Origin of the sequence: Colwellia sp. MB3u-45, assembly GCF_014077005.1 — a bacterium.
Classification (GTDB): domain Bacteria; phylum Pseudomonadota; class Gammaproteobacteria; order Enterobacterales; family Alteromonadaceae; genus Cognaticolwellia.
Genome location: NZ_JACGVC010000041.1, coordinates 62,459 through 87,684, shown reverse-complemented (window position 1 = coordinate 87,684; position 25,226 = coordinate 62,459). Strand labels below are relative to the sequence as shown.

Genomic DNA, 25,226 nt, shown 5'->3' with positions numbered 1-25,226 from the left:
CCAGTAATGAGCCATTTTTCGTTAAAAGATCATCAATTTATGCAGCGCGCCATTAGCTTGGCAAAGCGTGGCCATTTTACCACCTCGCCTAATCCTCGTGTGGGTTGTGTCATTGTGTTGAAGGGCGAAGTGGTTGGTGAAGGTTTTCATCAAAAAGCAGGGCAAGGGCATGCTGAAGTTTATGCACTAAAACAGGCGGGAAGCAAAGCCAAAGGTGCCACTGCTTATGTCACGCTAGAGCCGTGTAGTCATTTTGGTTTAACACCGCCTTGTGCACAAGCGCTGATTAAAGCACAAGTGAGCCATGTTATTGCCGCTATGGTGGACCCGGATCCAAGAGTTTCGGGTCGTGGCCTTGAGTTGTTAACTGAGGCAGGAATAACCACACAGTTTGGTTTGCTTGAACAAGATGCTCGGGCATTAAACCCTGGTTTTATTCACTTAATGACCACCCAATTACCTTATGTTCGTTGTAAATTAGCGGCAAGCTTGGACGGAAAAACGGCTATGGCCAGTGGTGAAAGCCAGTGGATAACCTCAAGTGAAGCCCGCACTGATGTCCAGCGACTCAGAGCACAAAGTTGTGGCATTATTTGTGGCGCCGATTCTGTTATTTTTGACAATGCTAAAATGAATGTCCGTTGGCATGCATTAGGTGAGCTAAAGCAGCGTTATGCAAAAGCAGATATTAGGCAGCCAGTTCGTATTATTATTGATGGTAAAAATCGCTTAACACCGGATCTTGCTGTTTTTAAAACCAGCAGTAAAATAATATTAATTCGACAAACTATTGAAAATAGCCATACTTGGCCACATTTTGTAGAACAAGTGATTATTTCTAAAGCGGTCGATAGTGAATATATCGATCTCAGTTTATTATTAGCTTACTTGGCTCAACAAGGCTTGAATGACATTTTAATTGAGTCAGGCGCTAAGCTAGCGGGCGCTTTTATTAGCGCAAACTTAGTTGATGAACTGGTACTTTACCAAGCACCAAAACTTATCGGTAGTGAGGGTAAAAGCCTACTTAATATGCCCGCAATATTGCAGCTATCAGCGGCTAAAAACCTTGATATAAATGATATTCGTATGGTGGGTAAAGATATTAGGATAACGGCAAAGTTTAGTCGTTAACGTGAAGGCTTTGATTGGCCAAACTAGGCTCAGGCCAAATAGGGTCAGCGGTAATAATAAATAATAAATAATAAGCTATACAGGCGACGAGACATAATATGTTTACAGGCATTATAGAAGCCGTAGGGCATTTAAAAGCAATTAATAGCTCAGGCGATGGCGCGCGCGTCACCATTAATACGGCAAAATTAGACTTATCAGATGTTAAATTAGGCGACTCAATTGCAACCAATGGTATTTGTTTAACCGTTGTTGCCTTGGATAGCACCAGCTTTAGCGCTGATGTATCTAGCGAGACCTTAACACGTACTGGTTTCGCACATTATAAAATGGGTGCTAGCGTTAATCTTGAAAAAGCTATGCTACCTACCACACGATTCGGTGGCCACATGGTGTCGGGTCACGTTGATGCGGTGAGTGAAATTAGCGCCATTGAACATAAGGGCAATAGCATAGATTATTGGTTAACTATGCCGGCAGAACTATCAGCCTATATTGCAGAAAAAGGCTCAGTGACTATTGATGGTACTAGCTTAACGGTCAATAGTTTAAGCGCCGATCAATTTCGCTTAACGATTGTTCCACATACCACAGGTCAAACAATTATCAGTACATACCAAGTGGGCACTAAAGTTAATCTAGAAGTTGATTTAATTGCCCGCTACCTAGAAAGATTACTTACCAAGCAAACAACTGGCAAGCAAGAGTCGTCAGGTGTTACGCATGCGTTATTAGCGCGTAATGGTTTTATTAAATAAAGAGGTTGTCATGAATTTACATACGCCACAAGAGATTATCGACGATATAGCTCAAGGTAAAATGGTCATCTTAATGGATGATGAAGATCGCGAAAATGAAGGTGACTTCATTATGGCGGCAGAAAAAGTAACGCCTGAAGCGATAAACTTTATGGCAACACATGGTCGTGGTCTTATTTGTATGCCAATGTCGGCAGCGCGTTGCGAGTTGTTAAAATTACCGTTAATGGTCGATAAAAACGACGCCCAGTTCACCACTAATTTCACTGTCTCTATTGAAGCGGCTGAAGGCGTAACTACCGGTATTTCTGCCGCTGATCGTGCCACAACCGTTTTAGCGGCGGTTGGTAAAGACGCTGATCATAACTCGATTGTGCAGCCCGGCCATATTTTTCCACTGATTGCCAAAGATGGTGGCGTGTTAAACCGTGCGGGTCATACCGAAGCCGGTGTTGATTTAGCGCGTTTAGCTGGCTTTGAAGCTGCAGCGGTTATTGTTGAAATATTAAATGAAGATGGCACCATGGCGCGTCGTCCAGACCTAGAAATTATTGCTGAAAAACATGGCATAAAAATGGGGACTATTGCCGATTTAATTGAATATCGTAATGCCAATGAAACTACGATTGAACGGATTTCAAAGTGTAAATTACCGACCGAATTTGGTGATTTTGATTTAACCGTATTTAAAGACACTATTGATGGTCAAGCACACTTTGCCTTAACCAAAGGTGAAATTAAGCCTGAAGAGCCAACATTAGTGCGTGTGCACTTAGAAAATACCTTTAAAGACTTATTATTGAGTCAACGTGAAAGTGTCGCTAAATGGCCAATGTCGAGTGCGCTGGAAAAAATTGGCAAAGAAGGTGGTGTATTAGTCTTATTAGGCAAGCACGAGTCACCTATGGAGCTTATTGCCCAAGTACAGAAATACGCTAAGCTTGACGCGGGTGAAACCGTGAAAGAAGTGCAACGTCATGTCGGTTCACGTAACGTTGGTGTTGGATCGCAAATTTTAGCTAATCTAGGTGTCAGTAAAATGCGCTTATTAAGTTCACAAACGAAATATCACTCGCTTTCAGGCTTTGGCTTAGAAGTCGTGGAATATATTGCTGAGTAAACAATTTTGTAGTGAATCGTGTTACTACTTCACTGCCAAGTGAGTGCGATGTCGCTAATGTGCGACAAGTAAAAAAGCGATTTGAAGTCATTCAAATCGCTTTTTTGATGCCATATGAAACTCAGGTCAACAATATTTAAAGCTCTGGCGATCTTCTATGTAACGTTGATTGCTCATAATCATAGGCAACTTCAATCAATTTACCTTCTTGTAATTTACCTGAAAACATTGATAAACCAACAGGTAAGCCATGAACATAGCCCATAGGCACTGTAATATGGGGATAACCAGAAATGGCCGCAGCAGAAGACGCTGCGCCTAAATAATGGTCACCGTTTATCCAATCAGTTTTCCAAGCCGGCCCTGTTGTTGGTGCAATTATCAGATCAAGCTGGTGTTCAGCCAAGAGGGCATCAATACCTTCATCTTGCGTTGATTTTTTTGCGAGCCGTAAGGCTGCACGGTAACGCTCATCAGTTAATGGTCCTTTAGCTTGTGCCATCTCAAATATTTCTTGTTTAAAATAAAGCATTTCTTTATCTTCGTGTGCAAGATTAAAGGCAATTAAGGCTGCAAGTGACTTAGGGATATTATCACCTGTGTCTGCAAGATAAGCATTTAAACCATGCTTAAACTCGTACAGCAGCACTTCAAACTCTGCGTCACCCCAAGCATCAGTATTGGTGAAATTAGTTGCATCAACAATAATTCCGCCTTGAGCTTGTAAGTCGGCAATAGCTTGTTCAAAGACCGCATCAAGTTGGCCATGATAACCCATAAGGTTTCGGGCAACCCCGATGCGTTTGCCTTTAATGCCGCCTATTTTTAAATGACTAATATAATCAGTGGTAGTCGATAGTGCACCATGGTCACTGTTGTCGACCGCAGTTAATGCGTCAAGCAAAAGCACAGCGTCAGTGACTGTGCGCGCCATTGGGCCAGCAGTATCTTGGCTATGGGCGATAGGGATAATGCCATCTCGACTTATGGTACCTAAAGTAGGCTTGATACCGACAATACCGTTTATTGCCGATGGACAGGTTACAGAGCCGTCTGTTTCTGTGCCTACAGCCAATAATGCCAGATCTGCTGCAATGGCTACACCAGAGCCTGCACTCGACCCACATGGGCTTGTAGTTAAGTCGTATGGGTTTTTACTTTGCCCCCATAGGCCACTCCAACCACTTGACGACGAGGTTGAACGAAAGTTTGCCCACTCACTTAAATTTGTTTTTCCTAAAATAATCGCACCAGCATTTTTAAGTTGCTGAACCAAAAAAGCATCATTTTTAGGATAGTGGTTTTGTAACGCCCAAGAGCCTGCAGTATTGGCCATACCGTCAATAGTATCGATATTATCTTTTAATAAAACAGGAATGCCGTGTAATGGTCCTACTTTGCCTGATTTTTTATAAATCGCATCAAGCTCTTTCGCTCTTTTAAGCGCATTTTTATTTAGCTGAACTACAGCGTTTAGTTGTGGCCCTTGGTCATCAATTTTGGTTATTCGGTCTAAGTAGTAGTTGACCAATTCTTCACTTGTGAGCTGTTTATTTTCCATCATGCGGTGAACTTTAGTCACCGTTAATTCGTGATGATTTATGTTTGTTTTTGAACAAGCTGATAAAGTGCAGAGCATGAGCGCGGCTATAATGCTAATAAAACTTCGCATAGTACTTCCTTTTATTATTATTTGTACGCTTATATAACGTTAAAAAAAGCCACTTGTCTAGCCTTAAAGGTAAGCGTGATTAAACGTGATAGTGAGGTTTAGCATGAGAGGTAAAAATTTTTGACGAAGTGTGTTTGTGCTGTATTTGTACTGTGTTTAGTGTCGAATAAGGAAGTACGCCATTTGCTTTGTCAAATGGCGTGTTTGTTACTAGCGGTGAATTAAGACTTTTATAGTTGCATAAATTGTCTGATCTTCTCGATTATCCCTTGGCTATCTAAGCCTAATTCTTGATGAATTTCAGCTTGTGTACCGTGCTTAATAAAACTATCGGGTAAGCCTATATTGAGAATTTTTTTCGCAATACCTTGGCTTAAAATAAATTCGTTAACACCAGAGCCGGCGCCACCAGCAATGGCATTGTCTTCGACGGTGACAATACAATCGTGACTGGCACATAGTGTTTTGATTAGCGCTTGATCTAAGGGTTTAACAAAGCGCATATCAACTAAGGTGGCGTTAAGAGTTTCTGCCGCAATTTTCGCTTGCGTTAATAGGGTACCGAAGTTAAGCACAGCCAATTTACTTTGCAGCTGGGTGTTATCGTCTATTGCACGAATAACATTAGCTTTGCCGATCTCAAGTGTTTCTGATATTGCCGGTAGTGTTGCACCATTGCCACTGCCACGAGGGTAGCGCACGGCGGCAGGGGTATTTAACTGATAACCGGTATTGAGCATTAGCTGACATTCGCGTTCATCAGAGGGTGTCATGATAGTGAGGTTTGGAATGCAACGCATAAAACTTAAATCAAATGCCCCTTGATGCGTCGCACCATCAGCGCCGACAATACCGGCTCTGTCAATGGCAAATAATACCGGTAAATTTTGAATCGCCACGTCATGAATAAATTGATCATAACCGCGTTGTAAAAAGCTCGAATAAATAGCTACCACAGGCTTTTGTCCGCCAATAGCTAGGCCGGCAGCAAAAGTGACCGCATGTTGTTCAGCAATAGCCACATCATAATACTGCTTGGGAAAACGTTGGCTAAACTCCACCATACCTGAGCCTTCACGCATGGCTGGCGTAATGGCGGCAAGCTGACTATCTTGCTCAGCCACTTTACATAACCAATCACCAAATATGGCTGAATAAGTGGGCAAGCTTGGTGCGCTTTTAGGTAGGCTTGTTTCTGTGTGATCAAATTTAGGTACGGCATGATACTTGATTGGATCTTGTTCTGCCTGTTGATAACCCTTACCTTTTTTAGTGGCAATATGCAGTAATTGTGGGCCTTTGAGGTTACGCATATTAGAAATAGTCGCCACTAAGCCATTAACGTCATGTCCATCAATCGGACCAATGTAGTTAAAACCCAGCTCTTCAAATAAGGAGCTTGGCACAACCATACCTTTTAAATGCTCTTCAGCACGACTGGCTAATTCTTTAATCGGTGGAATGTTTTCAAGTATGCGTTTACTCCCTTCACGGATACCGGTATATATGCTGCCAGAAAGTAATTTTGCTAGATGATTATTCAACGCACCGACATTTTCTGATATCGACATTTCGTTATCGTTTAAGATAACTAGCATGTTTTTATTGATATCACCGGCATGATTTAAAGCTTCAAAAGCCATGCCTGCTGTCATGGCGCCGTCACCAATGACCGAAACCACCTTACGATTTTTTGCTTCTTGCTCAGCCGCAACGGCTAAGCCTAATGCCGCAGAAATTGAGGTGCTTGAGTGACCGACACTAAGTACGTCATATTCACTTTCTTCACGCCATGGAAAGGGGTGCAAGCCGTCTTTTTGTCGAATAGTGTGGAGTTGATCACGTCGGCCAGTGAGTATTTTGTGTGGGTATGCTTGGTGTCCAACATCCCAAAGTAAATGGTCAAATGGCGTGTTATAAACATAATGTAAGGCAACGGTTAATTCAATGGTACCTAAGCCCGAGGCAAAGTGACCGCTACTTTTACTGACAGAATTTAAAAGATAACGTCTTAGCTCTTCACTGACTTTTGTTAATTGCTTTTGCTCTAATTTTCGCAAATCAGCCGGGAAATTGATCTTGGCCAATAAAGGATATTCAGTTAAGTTTATAGTCATATGATTCTATTAAATTTAAAAATTAATGTTTGCGGCTGACAATGAAAGTCGCAAAGTCGGACAAGCTCTGGGTATTGTAGGGCAAAGTGGCTAAAGCTTGAAGCGCTTGTTGATATAAGTTTTCGGCTTTTTCTTGTGCGCCCTGTAAACCTAACAATGCGGGATAGGTACTTTTATTGGCGGCAAGGTCAGAACCCGTGGGTTTGCCCAGCTCTTCTTCTGTTGATGTTATATCGATAATGTCATCACGTACTTGGTAAGCCAAGCCAACAAGCTTAGCATAAAGGGCTAATTGTTCTTTGTCATACAGGGTGGCTTTATTGCTGCATTCTGCGGCCATTTTTACCGAAGCTTCAAGTAAAGCGCCGGTTTTTAACGAGTGTAAATTTTCTAATGCGGCCAGTGAAATGGCTTTATCAGTGGCGGCTAAATCTAATGCTTGGCCACCACACATGCCTTGATAACCCGCGGCATTAACAAGGTGGCGTAATAAATTAATGCGCTTAGTGTCTACAGCCTCAGAAAATTCATGGTTGGCAATAATATCAAACGCTAGCGTTTGCAAGCTATCACCAGCGAGAATAGCGGTCGCTTCATCAAAGGCTTTATGACAAGTGGGTTGGCCGCGACGCAAATCGTCGTCGTCCATTGCCGGTAAATCGTCATGCAACAGTGAATAAGCATGAATGCACTCTATGGCAGCGGCTACACCGTCAATATCACTTTGCGTGGCGTCTAATGTTGCCCCGGTAATATAAGCTAAATATGGCCGCATACGCTTACCCCCAATGAGTAAGCCGTAGCGCATAGCGGCTAATAACTTTTCATCGTTAAGGGTTAAGCTTGCAAGCTTTTTGCTGAGATAATCATTAATGCGCGTTTGCACATCATCAATATGGGCGAGTTTAGTCACGGATGTTAGTCTCGTCGGTATTAAATTTTTCTAATGGCGCTTGGCCGTTTTTTTCCAGCAAAATATTAATTTGCTGTTCGGCACCTTTAAGTTTTTCTTGATTATGCTGGCTCAGGTGTAGGCCACGTTCAAATAAGGTCATTGAGTCTTCAAGATTAAGATCACCTTGTTCTAAATTTTTCACAATGGTTTCTAATTCAACTAATGATTCTTCAAAGCTTAAGTTTTCAATTTTTTTTCTGGCCATGGACTTTTTTTTTGCGTGATATGAACTCTAGGCGCAAACTTACCTTAGCTAGGGCGCGGGGTCAATTAATGATGAATTGATGTTGATAAAGATAATATTGATATTAGCTTGTTAAGTTATTGACAATATGGACGATAACAAAGGTATAACGAAAAATATAAGTATTCGCGTCAGACCTATTCATCAGGTATTATCAGCCTAATGAGTATATCTAAGAAAATTTATCGGAGGCATTTGTGGATTTAGCAACATTAATAGGCATAGTCGGTGCAATAGGCTTACTGATTATGGCGATGTTACTCGCTGGGGACATTAGCATGTTTTTAGATACTCAGTCGGTGATTATTGTCTTTGGTGGTTCGATTTTTGTTGTGTTAGCCAATTATAATTTAGGCCAGTTTTTTGGTATCGGAAAAATTATTGGTAAATCCTTCATGTTTAAATTGGAGACACCTGAAGAGTTAATTGAAAAATCAGTAGAAATGGCTGATGCAGCTCGTAAAGGCGGTTTTTTAGCCCTAGAGGAAGCTGAGATTTCTAATGCTTTTATGCAAAAAGGTGTTGATATGTTGGTTGATGGTCATGATGCTGATGTTGTGCGAACCACGATGCAAAAAGATATCGATCTCACGACCGAACGTCATGAAACTGGCTCAAACATGATGATGGCCCTAGCCGATATTGCACCCGCTATGGGCATGATAGGCACCTTGATTGGTTTGGTTGCTATGTTATCGAATATGGATGACCCAAAGGCAATTGGTCCGGCCATGGCGGTAGCATTGCTAACAACCTTATACGGTGCATTTTTGGCGAATGTTATTGCCATACCTATCGCGTCTAAATTAAAATTACGTTTAGCAGAAGAGAAAATGAATCAAGAACTCGTGCTTGATGCCGTTTTAGGTATTCAAGATGGTCAAAATCCACGTGTTATTGAAGGCCTGCTAAAGAGCTACCTTGCTGAAAGTAAGCGAGCTGTTGATACAACTGAAGAGTAGGGGAGTTAATTATGGCAGATAAATGTAAATGCCCACCCCCAGGATTACCACCATGGATGGGCACATTTGCCGACTTAATGGCGCTATTGATGTGTTTTTTCGTCTTACTTTTATCATTTTCTGAAATGGACGTATTAAAGTTTAAGCAAATTGCGGGCTCAATGAAGTTTGCCTTCGGTGTACAAAATAAAATAGAAGTAAAAGACATCCCTAAAGGCACCAGTATTATTGCTCAGGAATTTCGCCCCGGTAAACCTGAGCCAACCCCGATTGAAGTTATTCAGCAACAAACCATGGAAATGACCCAACAAATGTTGGAATTTCAAGCCGGAGATGAAACCTCCGCGGGTGGTCGACAAGAGCAACGCGGCACCCAACGCGGTGGTCAATCACAAAGCACTGCAGATACCGTCTCAACAGCGGCACCACAAAAAGCTAGAGATGAGCTAGAACAAGCGTCACAAGATCAAGTTAATGACCTAGTGAAAAAAATAGCCCAGCAATTAGAACAACAAATTCAAGACGGCGCTATTGAGTTAGAGTCATTGGGGCAGCAAGTTATTATTCGTATTCGTGAAAACGGCTCATTTCCATCAGGCTCAGCATTCTTACAACCTCAATTTAAACCTATAATGCGAGAAATTGGTTTGTTATTAAATACTGTGCCCGGTGAGATCATGATCTCTGGCAACACAGATAACCAAGGCATAAGTTCTGAATTGTTTACCTCTAATTGGGACTTATCAAGTAAACGCGCTGTGGCTATTGCGCATGAAATTATTAAAGTGCCTGATTTTGACCAATCTCGTTTACTGGTTGTTGGCCATGCCGACACACGGCCATTAGTGCCTAATACTAATCGCTTAAACCGTCGTCGAAATCGTCGGGTTGAAATTGCTATTAACCAAGGTAAAGCGAAAGAAACAGCGCCAATCTCCATTCAGTGATGATAAAAATTTATCTCACTTAAAGGCTAGTTATACAAGGAGTACAAATCAGGTACTCCTTTTTTATGGCTGAGCTTAAAGCTAGTCTATCGCCTCTGCTTTTAAATAGGCAGATTTTTGCACGTTAAGCACATGCCATTACCTTGATTATTTTGTTGTGCACACAGATATACGCCAACTATTGTGCAATAACAGGTGTTGAAGATAAATAACTTTCCTAATTTAACCGCGCTTTATCGCTAAAACGCTTTGGTATTATTTCACTGTTAATGTTTATAACCTAGCAGATAAGGCGTTATCAGTTTACCTTAGAGTGCTTAGCGCTGAAATTGCATATTAGAGGAGAACAGGTATATAATGCGCGCCATTCTAAATAAGGGCATTATTGTTGATGAGATTCATTGTTAAGTTACAGGCTGAAATAACCATTAAAAGCCGTCCAGTGCGTAAGCGTTTTACTAAGATTTTAGAATCAAGTATAAAAAATGTGCTGCGTCGTGTTGATGAACAAGTGACAACACAAATGCACTGGGACAACATTGAAGTTAATACGTCCAATAATAGCCCCGAAAACCGTTTAAAATTAATAGAGACCTTAAAATCCACGCCAGGCATTCCGACGTTTCTCGAAGTGCAACAAGCCAGCTTTACTGACCTTAATGATATTTGTGAAAAAACCTTAGCGGTTCATGCTAAGAATATCGAAAACAAAACATTTTCTGTCAGAGTAAAGCGTTCAGGTAAGCACGACTTTAATTCCATGGACGTCGAAAAATATGTCGGCAGTGGACTAAACTTGCACGTTGAATCTGCTAGCGTTAAATTGACAAAACCTGATGTTACTGTGTATTTAGAAATTAAAAATACACATTTATATATTGTTACCAAGCGTCACAAAGGTATGGGTGGTTTTCCCATTGCCACACAAGAAGATGTGCTATCGCTAATGTCGGGTGGTTTTGATTCAGGTGTTGCTAGTTATCAAATGATTAAAAAAGGTGCACGAACGCATTATTGTTTTTTTAATTTAGGCGGTGCGGCGCACGAAGTCGGTGTTAAGCAAGTCAGTTACTATTTATGGAATAAATACGGCGCGTCACATCGAGTGAAGTTTTTCGCGGTAGATTTTGAACCTGTAGTTGCAGAAATACTAGAAAACATTGAAAACGGTCTAATGGGTGTCGTGCTTAAGCGTATGATGATGCGAGCGGCAACCACAATAGCCGACAAAATGGGTATTCAAGCTTTAGTTACCGGTGAAGCAATAGGCCAGGTATCTAGTCAAACCTTAACTAACTTAAACGTTATTAATCGGGTGACAGACACCTTGATTTTACGACCATTAGCCACCTACGATAAACAAGATATTATTGATATTGCGCGTAAAATTGGTACAGAAGATTTTGCTAAAACCATTCCTGAATATTGTGGTGTTATTTCTAAAAAGCCAACGGTAAAAGCGGTATTGTCTAAAGTTGAGGCAGAAGAAGCAAACTTTGATTTCTCAATTCTTGACAAGGTGGTTGATGAAACGCGCATATTTGATATTCGTGATATTGGCAAAGAAAGTGAAGCAGAAATTCATGCGGTTGATACCTTAGATAACATTCCAGCCAATGCAGTCGTGCTCGACATTCGTAGTCCAGACGAAGAAGATGACAATCCATTAGCGTTAGAAGGTGTAGAGGTTATACATTTACCTTTTTACAAGCTAACCAGTCAATTTGGCGACTTAGATAAGTCTAAAGATTACTTACTTTATTGTGACCAAGGTGTGATGAGTAAATTACAGGCGCTCTATTTATTAGGCGCAGGCTTTACCAATGTGAAAGTGTATCGGCCATAAGTAACCACTCTGTTTCAGCACAATGTTGTTCGTTGATGGAGTCTAGCCTAAATGGAGCCTAGGGGATAATAGCGTGTTGGGCCATTTTTTCTAGGTCGAATTTCAGTCCGGCAAGCGTTAAATAGGCAATTAATCTGATGGGGAAAATATGCATAGGCTATTTATACATAGCCTAGTTATGAATAGCTCAGTTAATTTTATTTGAGACGACAAAAATCAACGACAACTGCAGCTAAATAACGCTATGGATGCAACGCCTTTATTTAACATTAAAAACCCTCAAATAATTCATTGTTTAAGGGTTTTTTAATGTTAGGTATTACAGAGTACTAAACTTCTAACGCTCTAACTTGCTGTATTATTTCTTCATTTTGGGGTACACCAAGACCTGCCTTTCTAGCCACATTGACAATGTAGCCATTGATATAATCAATCTCAGTTTTTCGTTGCTGTAGAATATCACTACGCATTGAAGAGCAATTTTTAGCGGTATTTGTTGCGACCTGCAGTATGGTTGCTTGCAGCTCGTTAAAGTCAAAGTTAATGTTTTCATAAGCCGCTACAGCGATGATTTCATGAATTAATTTAGTGATGAGTGACTTGAATTTATCATCAAGTAGCTGACCATTATCGATGTTTTCTATCGCGGTTATCGGGTTAATAACACAATTTATCGCTAATTTAAGCCACTGCTTGTCCTTAATAGCCTCTGTAAAGCTCAATGTTGGCAAAGCTTGGGCTAATGTGGCGGTGAGTTCATCACGTATTGTTGAGCTAATATCACCAGCGATCAGGCCTAAGTCATGGTGACCTAAACCCGTGTGCTGAGCATAAAAAGGGCGGGTTATTTTACAGCCATGGGTGGTTAATAACGCTAAACAAGGTTGCGGAAGTTTGGCTAAGTCCTGGTATGCGCCCATGCCGTTATGACAAAAAACAATGATGGCTTGAGTTGATATTTTATTGGTTAAAGCTGCTATGGCGGCTTTAACCTGATAAGACTTTACGCAGAGCAATATCAAGTCTGCATTGGCCAAGGTCGTGTTATTGGCGAGGGTTAATAAACCCTGTTCGCTGTGGTTGTTAAGGTCAGTAAAGTGGTAATGTTTAGGCACAGAGCTTGCGCTTGCTGAGCAGGATAAACTGACTGAGTTTTTCTGCGCTTTAGTTAAATGATGATACCAGAGCAGTCCGATAGCGCCTTGGCCAATAACCACAATATTCATGATATTGACTTATTACTCGAGCGATTACGGTAGATCAAAATTGCCCATCTAATAAGGCCAAATAATGCTATGCCGATTAAATCAGAAATAAAATCGCTTACTTGCGCACTGCGAAAGCCTAAATAATACTGTCCTAACTCGGTGAGTATGCCGTAAAAAGCGACGGTTAACATTGTATTAAATAACGGCAATTTTAATATGCTGTGTAGTACCCAAGTTAAGCAAAAAAAACTGATAATATGGCCAATAGAGTCGATTTCTGTGCTACGAAAAACCATGCGCCTCAAGTCTTCAGAACTAAAATAAAAGCAAAAAAATAGCATAACAATAATGGCGAGAATAGATAAGTGATAGCGACTTTTCATTGCGGTGTAGGTCATTGTGCTTAATAAAATCAGATGTTATTAATCATATCAGTGCTAAGCAACGAAAACTATCATTGTTGTTTTGAACTAAAGGCTTTATTGCCATTAACATAAATAATCGATCGCTGAGTTAATTCAACGGGTATTATTCCTAGTCAAAGCCATAATTTGTTATCTTGTGCATTGGTATTAATTGCATATATTGATAATATATGCCTAATTATTGTTAGATAGAGAATCATCATGCCTTCAATGGATATTGTTTCCGAAATTAATTTGGAAGAAGTTAGAAACGCAACTGAAAATGCTAACCGTGAGTTATCGACTCGATTCGACTTTCGAGGTGCAGACGCAAGCTTTACTTGGAAAACGCCAACAGTAACGATGAAAGGTGATGCTGACTTTCAACTTAAGCAAATGGCGGATGTACTAAGAAGCCAATTAGTCAAACGCAATATTGACGCCAAAGCGCTGACACTGAGTAACACAGAGCACACAGGGAAAAACTTTAGCCAAGAGGCGACTTTTAAAGAAGGCATCGAACAATTGGTGGCCAAGAAAGTGGTTAAATTGATCAAAGACAGCAAGTTAAAAGTGCAGGCTTCAATTCAAGGTGAACAAGTGCGGGTTACCGGTAAAAAGCGTGACGATTTACAAGCGGTAATGCAATTACTCAGAGAAAATGAGTTTGAACAATCATTTCAATATAATAACTTTAGAGATTAATGCGCTAGTCATAGCGTTATTTTCTATTGGTTAGTGTCTGATTTTTAAAAAGAGGCTTTGGCCTCTTTTTTTTGCTTTAATCTTTTTTAAAGCTATAGGTAGCAATAAAAACACGACTGACTGTAATTTAGCTAGTAATGAAATGTTTACGCGAAAAACAGCGATTAAAAGCACTTTCATGACCTTTTTTACCAATAAACGCTGTTTTTTTCTTAATATTTTAAGTAAATTAACTTATTCAAATAATAATAATGATGGTTTTAAATGGCTGCTTCTAGAGGTGCGTTCAGTTCTCGTTTTGGTTTTATCATGGCGGCGGCGGGTTCTGCGGTAGGGTTAGGTAATATATGGGGTTTTCCAACCCAAACGGCAAGTAATGGCGGCGCTGCATTTGTGCTAGTTTATTTAGTGCTTGCCTTTTGTTTAGCGTATCCCGCTTTTATGGCGGAGTTACTGATAGGGCGATATGGCCAAGCCAATGCGGTGACGTCACTACAAAAAATATCACGTAATATTTTTCACAAACGTTTTGCTTTTGTCGTTGGCTTTGGCGGTATTGTTTGTGCGGCATTAATTTTAAGCTTTTATGGCATTTTAGCGGGTTGGATGATGTCATTCGCGATTGAGCCGATGACGACTTTGTTAGGCTTTAATGAAGCGTCAAACTGGCTAACCTCACAATCTATAGCGCGTAATTTAATTTTCTCTGCGTTATTTATGATGCTGACTATCGCGATTATTCGCCGAGGTGTTGAGCAGGGTATTGAAAAATGGTCTAAGCGCTTAATGCCTATGCTAATAGGTTTGCTGATTTTATTGATCTTCTATGTCTTTACGTTAGAAGGGGCAAAAGAAGGCTTCGCGGCGTATTTAAATCCTGATATTTCTCGTTTATTTGAGCCCGACTTACTGATCAGCGCATTGGGGCAAGCTTTCTTTTCTTTGTCACTAGGGACTAGTGTGATGGTGATTTATGGCTCATATATATCTAAAAGTGAAAACTTAGTATCGCTTGGTGCGCAAGTGACCTTAATTGATGTCTCGATTGCCTTCTTGGCCGGTTTGCTTATTATTCCATCCATGTATGTTGCTCAGGCACAAGGTGTCGCCATCTTTAGTGCAGATGGTAGTTTAATTTCTGGTCCTAATTTGGTTTTTGATGTCTTACCGACGTTATTCGACGGTATGGGGGCTATTGGTTTATTTGTTGGCTTTGGTTTTTTTGTTTTAATGTCAATTGCCGCGTTAACATCGAGTATTTCAATGTTAGAAGGGCCGGTTTCTTTTGTGGTAGAACGCCATAATATTGAACGGAAAAAAGCCACTACCTTTATTGGCCTGGGTATATTTATGTTAAGTACCTTAATCGTCTTTAATTTTGATGTGCTTTTTGGTTTAGTTATTTCGATGTCTACCGTTTATGGTCAACCACTGATTGCTATGTTGTGCTGTGTGTTTGTTGGTTGGATTTGGTTTCGTAACGATATTTTAAATGAGCTTAAGCAAGGTAATGATATGGTTGAACATTCGTTGTTTTGGAAAATTTGGCCTTGGTACACTAAGTTTGTTTGTCCCACCGCAATCGGTATTGTTTTCTGGCATTCATTGTAATAAAGCCACTTTAAAATTTAGTGATTAAAAAGGGAGCTATTTTAGCTCCCTTTTCTTATGCTATTTTTTGCCATAATGGTGGTTAAGTATAGATTATAATGCCGGCCATGATTGTTGCCATGGTGGTGTCAGTTGCTTTATAACCGCAAGCGTTGAAGTGTGGTTGAAAACAGCCCCCGTGCTTGGCGGCAGGCAGTACTGATATTGTTTATTGTGCAAACTAAAGCTTAAGGCAAAGGCGTGTAGATAACCTCGGTCAGTATTGAGTTCACTGTTGTATAGCGGATCACCGAGTATGGGTACACCTATGCTATTTAGCGCCACTCTAATTTGATGCGTTTTACCCGAATGAGGCTTGATTAAATAGAGCCGTTGTTTGGGGGCGATAGTGAAAGACAAGAATTGGCTGATGGCCGGATTATCCATAGTGCGGAGCAACTTCCACATACCTCTGCGGCTTTTCTCCATATCACCTTTAATTAAGCCTTGTTTTTTTTTCGGCTTACCCTCCGCTATTGCCAAGTAATATTTTTGCACTTGGTGTTGCTCAAATTGTTGTTGAAACGCTCTTGCGGTCGCACTATTTTTAGCCACTATAATCAGCCCCGAGGTCATCTTATCTAATCGATGAACAGGATAAAGCCCAGTGAGGGAAAACTGGTTTTTTAGCTGCGCTTTTATTTGGGAAAATAAACCGCTGCCCAGGGTATCTTCATCATGAAAACTCAGCCCTTGGGGTTTATCAATGACGACAAAGTCAGCTTGGTGATCAATCACAGTTAATGTTTGCTCAGTCATTAAAAGCTCAGCCCTATGATGATATAAATAATCAGTGTGAGTACCGCGCCCACTAAGGCATAAGGTAATTGGGTTTTAACGTGCTCAAAGTGATCACAGCCACTGGCAATTGAGGCGACAATGGTGGTGTCGGAAATAGGTGATGCATGATCGCCAAATATACCGCCACCGAGCACGGCAGCCACCAAAAATTCAATAGGCAAACCGCTTTGTTGCGCGATAGGTACAGCAATGGGGATCAGTATTGCAAAGGTGCCCCATGATGTGCCGGTTGCAAAGGCCATTATAGCGGCGGCAATAAATAAAATGGGAGCCATTAAAAATAACGGCACTTCAACATTAATTAATTGGCTGACATAAACCCCGGTACCAAGCGCTTTAATAGCGTCGCCAAAAGCAAACGACAAGACTAAAATGGCGACAACAGGTGACATATATTTAATACCGGTAACAATGGTTTTAACGATAGTCGACCATGACATGAGCTTGTGGCCGATAATTAAGAGCACTAAGAATACTAGCGCAGCAACCACAGACCAAAACACAGAGAAAGCACCAGAGCCTCGACGTATATCACCGTCACCGGTAAACCAAAGCAGTATAAAAGTGCCCATTAATAGCGTTAGCATCGGGAACCACATAATATAGGCGGGGGCAACATCATCAACCGTGGTTTTTTGTTGTGCTTGAACTACTGATTCAGCACGCTTTAAGGGTCCAAAAACTCGGCCACTAAATGCGGTGTAATAAGCTAAAGCAACCGCAATAATGGCGTAAAAATTATAGCCAATGGTAGCAATTAAAATACCGACCGGATCCTTAAATGAATAACCATCAAGTAAGCCTAAAACATAAGCTCCCCAGCCATTAATCAAAAATAAAATACTGATGGGCGCACAGGTTGAATCAACCAAGTAAGCAAGCCTAGCTCGGCTAAGCTTGTGCTGATCGAATAGCTTTTGACTCGCCATGCCGGCAGTAAACATGCTGAGATTAGTATCAGTAAAAATGGTGGTACCGATCACTGTGGGTAACATGCTAGCTTGTCGGCTGTTTTTCACTAAGTTTAATGAGGCGAGGTGGTTAATAAAGCCGTTTACCGCGCCCGATTGATTCATCAAGGTGACTAACGCGCCAATTAATAAGCTGAAACTGACAATATATACGTTACCTAAAGAATAAAATACTTGCGCAATACCAAGTGTAGTGCCAGTTAAACCGTCAATAGGATTGCCATTTGCTATCATGACATAACAAAGCATTACACCACATAAAAGTGCAAAAAGTGCTTTTTTTCGCCATATGGCAATGATGATAGCAACAAGCGGGGGAAGTAAGCTAAAAACACTGTCTTGCATAGTAAACCTTTATTATTATTTTATGTTGGGGGGAACTTGTCGCTATAACTTAAAAATTTATAGCAGCTAACTTTACCGTAAGCTCATGCAATAAGAAACTGTATGCTTGCAGACCTGAGGATAAAAAATTTTAAAAAAAGAAACATACTTTCACTGAATTGCTGCAATATCTGAGTTAGATAAAGATAAGTTCAGCAATATAGCGTATATTTTACCAGAGTAAGGTGGTGATTTTAAAGTTAGAGAGCAAGTTTTTACCGTTTTGTTGGTGCTTTATTTACTTGACCTACTCATATTTAAAGAATAATAAATCATTGTAGCCATTGAAAAATTCACATTTCACCCTTAAATAACAGTCACTCACTGGCGTAACGCATCAGGAACTATTTTGACACTATCATTAAACGAATATATCACGGCTTTTACTCAAGAAAAGCATCAAACTTCTTTGAGCCAATTTGGTCGAGGTATAGAACGTGAAGCACTTCGGGTGCTACCACAAGGCGGGTTGTCTGAACGCCCGCACAGTGAACGATTAGGCTCGGCGTTAACCCATCCTAATATTACCACCGACTACTCAGAAACCTTGATGGAATTTATCACCCCGGTCAGTTATAAACCTGAAACGGTTATTGCCCAACTTGAAGATGTGCAAAAGTTTACTTTAAGCCAACTTGATGGTGAGCTATTATGGCCAATGAGTATGCCGTGCTTTGTTGATGATGACGATAAAATACCCTTGGCTCAGTTTGGTAAATCTAACATAGGTAGAATGAAAACTGTTTATCGCCAAGGCTTAAAAAATCGCTATGGCAGCATGATGCAGGTTATCTCTGGTATACACTTTAACTTTTCCTTTCCAAAAAGTTTTTTTCAATCGCTGCAGACCATCGAAAAAAATACTGATGACATTGATGATTATACTTCTGATAAATATTTTGCACTGTTAAGAAACTACAAACGTTTTTGCTGGCTGATCCCATATTTATATGGCAGTTCACCGGCTATTTGTGGCTCCTTTTTAAAAAATAAACCTACTGATTTACCGTTTAAAAAAACCGAAAAAGGTTATTTGTATCTTGAGTATGCCACGTCGTTACGTATGAGCGATTTAGGTTATACCAACAGTGAACAGTCATCACTGCAAATTTGCTATAACAACTTGTCAGGCTACTTAGACGGGGTGAAAAACGCGATTAACTTACCGTCGAAAAAATTTGAGAAAATTGGTATTAAAGTGGATGGTAAGTACCAACAGCTCAATAGCAATGTTTTGCAAATAGAAAACGAATTATACGCGCCAGTGCGACCAAAGTGTGTTGCTAAAGCCGGCGAAAAGCCATCAGAAGCTTTAAACAATAGGGGCGTTGAATATATTGAAGTTAGAGCACTTGATGTTAACCCCTTTTCTGCCACGGGCATTACGGTTGAACAAGTGCGATTTTTAGACATTTTCCTGACTTTTTGTATGCTGGAAACGAGTCCAATACTTGACTGCAAAGCACAGGCAACCAGTGAAGAAAATATGGATGCTGTGGTAGTAAGAGGTCGTGATCCAAGCTTATTATTACGAGATATTACAACAGGTAGTGCAGAAGAAAACAGCGCAGAAGAAAAGTCTGTACAGCAATGGGGTGGCGAAATTTTCGCTCAAATGGCCGGTGTCGCCACGTTATTAGATCAAGCTAATGACAGTAAGCTATACAGCCAAGTACTGGCGGCGGAAGCGGCTAAAATTAACGACGCGAGTTTAACGCCATCAGCACAAATTTTAGCGGCAGTGGTGGATGAAAATCAATCATTAACGAAAATGGCACTTACTAAGGCTGTTGATTATCGGCAAAAGCTTTTAGCTAATGATTATCAAGAGTTTAACGAAGAATATTTTATTGAAAGCGTCACCGATTCATTGCGAAAAAATGCCGCTATTGAAGCAAGTGATAAAGTAGATTTTGATTCGTTTTTACAGGATTACTTTTCCTGAGTAACCCTAAGCTAAATCGTTAGCAAAGCTTTCAGCAAAAAAAAGCGCGTTAAGGTAACGCGCTGTAAATAATAAGAAAGCAGTCCAGGAAGGTTTTACTTTCACGTATTATGACTGGCTATTGTTTTGGTGGTTCATTTTTTATACGGTTTATTTGTCCTTCCTCTTATTTCCTTCCTTAATGAGCACTCAGCAGAAGCTTGCTTGCATGACATTGACTTTTTTTCCCTGTTTTATAGTCTGCATGATTCACCAATAAGGCTATCAAAGTCAGATTAATAGTTAAAATAAGTTTAAAGTAAAAAAGCCCCCTAATAATTTAGCTTCAAACAATGAATGTGCTGCGAAATATATAAAGTTACTGACTAATACGCGCTTATTGGCGCAGCATAACGAACATTCCTAAAAAGATAATAAGTGCCTAAACCTAGGTGAATTTTATCTAGTATCTAGCGCCTATTTGAATATGAGGTTATTACGGTGTTTTTATTTTATGCATCAGAATAGAGCTTTCCAAGCGAGCACTAGAAAAAAGTGTCATATATGGCGACTTTAATCTGAAAATTCGACAATATTCTGGCATGATATTATCATTCAAAACTAAGTAACTGCATTCATGGCCTTTTTTAAAACACTTATTATTTCTGCGTTAGCTTGCTTAACGTTATCAAGTTGCGCGACTAGCCCACCCAAAAATCCTGAAAATTTATGCGAAATATTCCGTGAACATAGAGATTGGTACTTTATTGCAAAAGAAGTGCGCGAACGTTGGGGCGTACCTATTCATGTGCCGATGAGTATGATGTATCAAGAAAGCTCATTTAAAGCCGGTGCATTGCCTCCTAGGGACTACCTGCTAGGGTTCATTCCTTGGGGTAGAGTTAGCAGCGCTTATGGCTATTCACAAGCAAAAACTATGACTTGGGCAGACTACGTGAGAGAAACTGACAATTCGGGTGCTGATCGTGATGACTTTGAAGATGCTATCGATTTTATGGGGTGGTTTATTTTTAAAACTCAAAAAATTAATAGGGTCTCTAAATGGGATGGCTACAACCAGTATTTAAATTATCATGAAGGTTGGGGCGGCTTTAAACATAAAAGTTATAAGAAAAAACCTTGGTTAAGTAAGGTGGCCCGAAAAGTCGATCGTCGTGGTAAGCGTTATTCAAGTCAGCTTAAAAGCTGTGAAGAAGAACTTAATCATGGTTGGTTATGGCGTTTATTTTTTGGTGATTAATTCATTTATTATGACAGAGGTTAACAAGTCTTTAGCCTCTCGTTATTTTTGTCGCTTTATTACTAGTAACATTACTAGCAATAGTACTAGCCATTATTTAACCAAGGGCAAGCTTTTACCCCTCTTAAAATTACCCGTGTCTTACACTGTTTTACTGCACCGTTTTATTCGTTAGTTCCATAGCATAGTTCTTGCCAAAGTTGATAAAAATAGTATTATTTTTTAACAACTCAGTGTGAATCAGGGCTAGAAAATAAACGCAGTGATTTTTAAAAAAAACTTCATTTTATTTCGAAAAATCGATTGCAAAATTCAAAGGCTATTTGTTAGAGGGCTCGCATTTGTTATCCACAGAAATTGTGGAAAAATCGTCTTCAGATCTAGAGCTGTGCATAACCTTGTTAGTAAGTCTCGGTGGCGAACGTTCTATCCACAAAAATATCTAAAATGAGCCAGGAATATTTTGGGGTCAATGTCATTCACTGATCGGCATCATAAGATGAAATGAATAACTGAGGACGGTAGTTGGCTACTAAAGCTAACTTATTAAAGCTTAGTTACTAAAGCTTAGCTGTCGAAGAAGTCATAAGAAAAAGGCACCGTTGACTTAGGTTCAACGGTGCCTTTGCGCGAAAAGCTAGTTTAGCCTTTACAGCGCTAAGATTTAATACCATCATAAAAATCAGGTAAAATTCTAACTGTTTTGATCATATTGTCTTTTACTTCGATAATTTCCAGTGGGTAGCCTGATATTCTAACGCTTAAGTTTGCTTCTGGAATATCTTCAAGGTATTCCAAAATTAAGCCATTGATAGTTTTTGGGCCATCAGTAGGGAAATTCCAGGCCATTTCTTTATTCACGTCACGTACAGTGGCACTGCCATCGACTAAATAGCTACCGTCGGGTTGAATATTAACTTCATCGCTAGTGGTTGGCGTCATCGTTGTAGTGAAATCACCGACAATTTCTTCAAGAATATCTTCTAAGGTGACTAAACCTTGAATATCACCATATTCATCAACCACTAAGCCTATGCGCTCTTTTGCATGTTGAAACTTTAACAGTTGAACATTGAGGGGAGTACCTTCAGGAATAAAATAAATTTCTCGCACAGCACGTAACAAGGTTGCTTTGGTGAATTGTTCTTTTGAGACTAATCGCAAGGCATCACGCATGTGAACATAACCTACTACATCGTCAATATTGTCACGATATAATAATACCCGGGTATGGTTTGACTGGGTAAGTTGTTTTTGGATGCGTTTCCACTCGTTATTGATATCGATGCCAACCAGTTCATTACGCGGGATCATAATATCTTCAACGGTGACATTTTCTAAATCGAGGATACCCACCAGCATGTCTTGATCTTGAGATTTCAATAAGGCACCTGATTCATTTACCACGGTGCGTAATTCTTCAGAACTTAAACTGTGTTGTTCACGTTGTTCTGAACTAATGCCTAATATGGCTAATATACCATTGGTGATCCAATTGACTGCAATAACGAAAGGGTAGAGTAGCTTTAAAAGTAAAACTAGGATTAATGAACTCGGAAACGCGACTTTTTCTGGGTACAGTGCGGCTAAGGTTTTTGGCGTTATTTCAGCAAAAATCAAAATAACTAAGGTCAGCAACAAACCTGAATAAAACACGCCTGCGTCGCCGTACAATCGTTGCGCTATGATGCCGGTAATTAGGGTGGCAAAAATATTGACTAAGTTATTGCCAATCAGGATCAGGCCAATTAATTTATCTGGTTTTGCCAGTAATTTACTCACCCTTTTTGCGCCACTATGATTTTGTTTTTCTAAGTGTTTTAACCGATACCGGTTAATCGACATCATGCCCGTTTCAGAACCAGAGAAATAGGCTGATATAAATATGAGAATGCCAAGTACGACAAACAGCATATCGGTAGAGATGTTATCCAAAAGGGATCCTATTGATGCGTTATTTATAAGCAGTATTACCAGACCAAAGTGGAAAAGTAATACAAAGTTAACTTATACCCTAAAAATTATAATAAGAGAAATTCTTTCACAAATCGGCTACCAAAATAAGCCAAAGTCAGTATGAAGGTGGCAATTACGGTTAATATGAGTACCCGTTGGCCACGCCAACCTTGTTTAAAATGTCCCCATAACGTTAAGAAGTAAATGCTGCAGGCGATCAGCGATAAAATAGTTTTATGCGCATTTACTTTTGAGATCATGCCGTCAAGAAACAAAAAGCCTAATGCTTGGCTGAGTAATAGGCAGATGCTACCTAACAGTAAAATAATATATAACTGACGTTCAACTTGCATTAAAGGCGGTAAATGATGCACGGCTTGAATATTTTTACTTTTTAATTTTTTATTGATATAGGCAACTTGGAAGGCATACAAAGTGGCGATAACTAAAATACAATAGGCAATAAGGGCTAAAGTAATGTGGCTTAACATGGCAAGCTTATCGCTAACAATTTCCATATTACCTATCGGTGAAATGAAAATCATACTGAGTTGCCAAAGGCCAGCAAAACCATAAATCACGGGTAATAATAAATTCACCTTGAAGCGTAAAGCGACCGTAGAAATAACTAAGGTAATAATTAAACTGACCAGTGAAACCACATTAGGTAGCGAGAAATTAAGGTGGTTATGGGTAAATAAAAATTGTGAGCTACTTAAGACATGAAAAACAATCGCCAAACAGGCAAAAATCAAGGTAATGATTAAGTTTGGTCCTTTCGGATGAAATAAACGCGATAAAATTGATACCGTCGCCACGCTGTAGCATACAAACGCAGTAAATGAACTGATACTTGAAAATTCCACAAAGAGCTCCAAAAAAATTAAAAATTGTCCACAAGGTAAATAATACTGCTAGTTAATATTTACTATAGCGATTCTAGCAGAACCGCTAGCAGACTCCATACTATTGTTTATTTTATATCAAGAGTTTACGCAAAGGTTTAATGGCTAAGAATGTTAATACGCCAAGACAAGTTAAGCCAAACCAAAAAGGTATTAACTGATGACTGTGTTGCATTTGCTGACTAATATCAATGTTAAAATAAACTAGCCCCCAGTCCAATAATAAACCAAAACTAATGGCAGAAATGCTAATGCCTAAAAGGTACTTTATTAATACGCTACTACCCATTTCATTTTTGATCACGCCCAAGGTTGAAATGTTAGTGGCCGGCCCTGCCATCATAAAGACTAATGCAGTACCTGGAGAAATGCCTGCCATAATAAAGCCAGCGGCAATAGGTGTTGAGGCAGTCGCGCATATATACATAGGAATCGACAGTGCAATCATTACCAACATAGCGCCTAAGCCACTGCCATAGCTTAATAAAAATGATGTAGGTACAAATGTTCTTACCGCAGTGGCAAACAATAAGCCTAACAATAGCCAGCGCACTAAGTCATCAATTAATTGTGTTGCGCTATAGCGAATGCCGGCCAATGTTTTCGCTATTACTGAATGGCTAAGTACTGAATGGCTAAGTACTGAATGGCTAAGTACTGAATGGTTAAGTACCGAATGGCTAGGCTTTGTTGGCTTGCTTGCACAGCACGAATTGGATGGCTCGGCTGCTTCAGCTTCAGCTTTAGCAGCGGCTGTTGTTTTTGCACAACAAGTTGTTAATTCACTATGCGTGTTGTGGCTTTTTACTCGGGTAAAGCTCTCTTTGGATGTTGCAACTATCATACCGGTAAAAATTGCTGATAATATTGCCGTTACGGGGCGATAAATGGCGAGAACAGGCCCTAACAAAGCATAGGAAACCGACACCGAATCTACGCCGGTTTCAGGTGTTGCGACTAAAAACGCTGCAGTGGCAGGAGCTGAAGCGCCTGAGCGTCGTAGTTCAGTCGCCACAGGGATCACGCCACATGAACATAGCGGTAATGGTGCACCAATAAATGCCGCTTTAATAATGGCTTTATTACCATGACCTAAATGCTGGCTTAAAATTTTGGTGGGTACCCAAGCTTTCATCAGACCGGCAATAAGTAAACCGAGCAATAGCCATGGGCTAGCTTCTAGGCTGAGCTGTAATAAATTGTCAAAAAATAAAATAAAGGTATTCACACTTGGTCCAAAAGTGAGGTAATTAATGAGAGTTTATCATAAATTTTTTCACTGTTATTGATCTATAACTAGGC

21 protein-coding genes are annotated in these 25,226 nt (G+C 40.0%); 10 read left to right on the top strand and 11 right to left on the bottom strand.

Going from position 1 to position 25,226, the window contains the following annotated elements; genetic code table 11:
- Positions 1 to 6 precede the first annotated feature (6 nt).
- The 3 genes from ribD (at position 7) to ribBA (ending at position 3,012) form a co-directional block, all read left to right on the top strand.
- Positions 7 to 1,134: a bifunctional diaminohydroxyphosphoribosylaminopyrimidine deaminase/5-amino-6-(5-phosphoribosylamino)uracil reductase RibD gene (ribD, locus tag H4J41_RS04210; protein ID WP_182136083.1), complete on the top strand. Its 1,128-nt coding sequence runs from the start codon at positions 7 to 9 to the stop codon at positions 1,132 to 1,134.
- Positions 1,135 to 1,232: 98 nt separating this feature from the next.
- Positions 1,233 to 1,892: a riboflavin synthase gene (locus tag H4J41_RS04205; RefSeq protein WP_182136050.1), complete on the top strand. Its 660-nt coding sequence runs from the start codon at positions 1,233 to 1,235 to the stop codon at positions 1,890 to 1,892.
- 10 nt (positions 1,893 to 1,902) lie between these two features.
- On the top strand, positions 1,903 to 3,012 hold the full coding sequence (gene ribBA, locus H4J41_RS04200) for a bifunctional 3,4-dihydroxy-2-butanone-4-phosphate synthase/GTP cyclohydrolase II (protein ID WP_182136049.1): 1,110 nt from the start codon (positions 1,903 to 1,905) through the stop codon (positions 3,010 to 3,012).
- 136 nt (positions 3,013 to 3,148) lie between these two features.
- Here ribBA and H4J41_RS04195 read toward each other — a convergent pair whose 3' ends face one another.
- From H4J41_RS04195 to xseB, 4 genes are all read right to left on the bottom strand, one after another.
- Positions 3,149 to 4,684, bottom strand: coding sequence for an amidase (locus H4J41_RS04195; protein WP_220460950.1), 1,536 nt, complete (start codon positions 4,682 to 4,684; stop codon positions 3,149 to 3,151).
- Positions 4,685 to 4,914: 230 nt separating this feature from the next.
- Entirely contained in the window at positions 4,915 to 6,801 is a 1,887-nt protein-coding gene (dxs, locus tag H4J41_RS04190; RefSeq protein WP_182136048.1) for a 1-deoxy-D-xylulose-5-phosphate synthase, read from the bottom strand.
- Positions 6,802 to 6,823: 22 nt separating this feature from the next.
- The gene (ispA, locus tag H4J41_RS04185; protein WP_182136047.1) at positions 6,824 to 7,714 is read right to left on the bottom strand and encodes a (2E,6E)-farnesyl diphosphate synthase; all 891 of its coding nucleotides are present in this window, start codon (positions 7,712 to 7,714) and stop codon (positions 6,824 to 6,826) included.
- Positions 7,707 to 7,961 (bottom strand): exodeoxyribonuclease VII small subunit, encoded by a 255-nt coding sequence (gene xseB / locus H4J41_RS04180; RefSeq protein WP_182136046.1) that lies wholly within the window; start codon positions 7,959 to 7,961, stop codon positions 7,707 to 7,709. The genes ispA and xseB overlap by 8 nt, the downstream gene beginning before the upstream one ends.
- A 236-nt stretch (positions 7,962 to 8,197) precedes the next feature.
- Between xseB and pomA the strand changes: the two genes are divergently transcribed.
- From pomA to thiI, 3 genes are all read left to right on the top strand, one after another.
- Positions 8,198 to 8,962 carry a flagellar motor protein PomA gene (pomA, locus tag H4J41_RS04175; RefSeq protein WP_182136045.1) on the top strand — a complete coding sequence of 255 codons (765 nt, stop codon included), beginning with the start codon at positions 8,198 to 8,200 and terminating at the stop codon, positions 8,960 to 8,962.
- 11 nt (positions 8,963 to 8,973) lie between these two features.
- Positions 8,974 to 9,909, top strand: coding sequence for a flagellar motor protein MotB (locus H4J41_RS04170; RefSeq protein WP_182136044.1), 936 nt, complete (start codon positions 8,974 to 8,976; stop codon positions 9,907 to 9,909).
- A 391-nt stretch (positions 9,910 to 10,300) separates the two neighbouring features.
- Positions 10,301 to 11,755, top strand: a complete 1,455-nt coding sequence (gene thiI, locus H4J41_RS04165) for a tRNA uracil 4-sulfurtransferase ThiI (RefSeq protein ID WP_182136043.1) — start codon at positions 10,301 to 10,303, stop codon at positions 11,753 to 11,755.
- Between the two features lie 329 nt (positions 11,756 to 12,084).
- On the opposite strand, the gene H4J41_RS04160 is transcribed toward thiI, so the two are convergent.
- Positions 12,085 to 12,981 carry a ketopantoate reductase family protein gene (locus H4J41_RS04160; RefSeq protein ID WP_182136042.1) on the bottom strand — a complete coding sequence of 299 codons (897 nt, stop codon included), beginning with the start codon at positions 12,979 to 12,981 and terminating at the stop codon, positions 12,085 to 12,087.
- Positions 12,978 to 13,346, bottom strand: a complete 369-nt coding sequence (locus H4J41_RS04155; protein ID WP_182136041.1) for a VanZ family protein — start codon at positions 13,344 to 13,346, stop codon at positions 12,978 to 12,980. Before H4J41_RS04155 ends, H4J41_RS04160 begins: the two co-directional genes overlap by 4 nt.
- 243 nt (positions 13,347 to 13,589) lie before the next feature.
- Here H4J41_RS04155 and H4J41_RS04150 point away from each other — a divergent pair, with 243 nt between their 5' ends.
- Both H4J41_RS04150 and H4J41_RS04145 read left to right on the top strand, forming a co-directional pair.
- The gene (locus H4J41_RS04150) at positions 13,590 to 14,072 is read left to right on the top strand and encodes a YajQ family cyclic di-GMP-binding protein (protein WP_182136040.1); all 483 of its coding nucleotides are present in this window, start codon (positions 13,590 to 13,592) and stop codon (positions 14,070 to 14,072) included.
- Positions 14,073 to 14,336: 264 nt separating this feature from the next.
- Complete coding sequence (locus H4J41_RS04145) at positions 14,337 to 15,683, top strand: sodium-dependent transporter (protein ID WP_182136039.1); 1,347 nt, start codon at positions 14,337 to 14,339, stop codon at positions 15,681 to 15,683.
- Between the two features lie 93 nt (positions 15,684 to 15,776).
- On the opposite strand, the gene H4J41_RS04140 is transcribed toward H4J41_RS04145, so the two are convergent.
- Positions 15,777 to 16,481 (bottom strand): TIGR01621 family pseudouridine synthase, encoded by a 705-nt coding sequence (locus H4J41_RS04140; protein ID WP_182136038.1) that lies wholly within the window; start codon positions 16,479 to 16,481, stop codon positions 15,777 to 15,779.
- Positions 16,481 to 17,839, bottom strand: a complete 1,359-nt coding sequence (locus H4J41_RS04135) for a Na+/H+ antiporter NhaC family protein (RefSeq protein WP_182136037.1) — start codon at positions 17,837 to 17,839, stop codon at positions 16,481 to 16,483. The genes H4J41_RS04140 and H4J41_RS04135 overlap by 1 nt, the downstream gene beginning before the upstream one ends.
- 388 nt (positions 17,840 to 18,227) lie before the next feature.
- On the opposite strand from H4J41_RS04135, the gene gshA reads away from it, so the two are divergent.
- Both gshA and H4J41_RS04125 read left to right on the top strand, forming a co-directional pair.
- A complete protein-coding gene (gene gshA, locus H4J41_RS04130) occupies positions 18,228 to 19,823 on the top strand; it encodes a glutamate--cysteine ligase (RefSeq protein WP_182136036.1) in 1,596 nt (531 codons plus the stop codon).
- Positions 19,824 to 20,439: 616 nt separating this feature from the next.
- Complete coding sequence (locus H4J41_RS04125; RefSeq protein WP_182136035.1) at positions 20,440 to 21,063, top strand: hypothetical protein; 624 nt, start codon at positions 20,440 to 20,442, stop codon at positions 21,061 to 21,063.
- 657 nt (positions 21,064 to 21,720) lie between these two features.
- Here H4J41_RS04125 and H4J41_RS04120 read toward each other — a convergent pair.
- From H4J41_RS04120 to H4J41_RS04110, 3 genes are all read right to left on the bottom strand, one after another.
- Positions 21,721 to 22,998 carry an HlyC/CorC family transporter gene (locus H4J41_RS04120; protein ID WP_182136034.1) on the bottom strand — a complete coding sequence of 426 codons (1,278 nt, stop codon included), beginning with the start codon at positions 22,996 to 22,998 and terminating at the stop codon, positions 21,721 to 21,723.
- A gap of 86 nt (positions 22,999 to 23,084) precedes the next feature.
- Positions 23,085 to 23,885 carry a cytochrome c biogenesis protein CcsA gene (locus H4J41_RS04115; protein WP_182136033.1) on the bottom strand — a complete coding sequence of 267 codons (801 nt, stop codon included), beginning with the start codon at positions 23,883 to 23,885 and terminating at the stop codon, positions 23,085 to 23,087.
- A gap of 112 nt (positions 23,886 to 23,997) precedes the next feature.
- Positions 23,998 to 25,152 (bottom strand): SO_0444 family Cu/Zn efflux transporter, encoded by a 1,155-nt coding sequence (locus H4J41_RS04110; RefSeq protein WP_310649795.1) that lies wholly within the window; start codon positions 25,150 to 25,152, stop codon positions 23,998 to 24,000.
- Between the last annotated feature and the right edge of the window lie 74 nt (positions 25,153 to 25,226).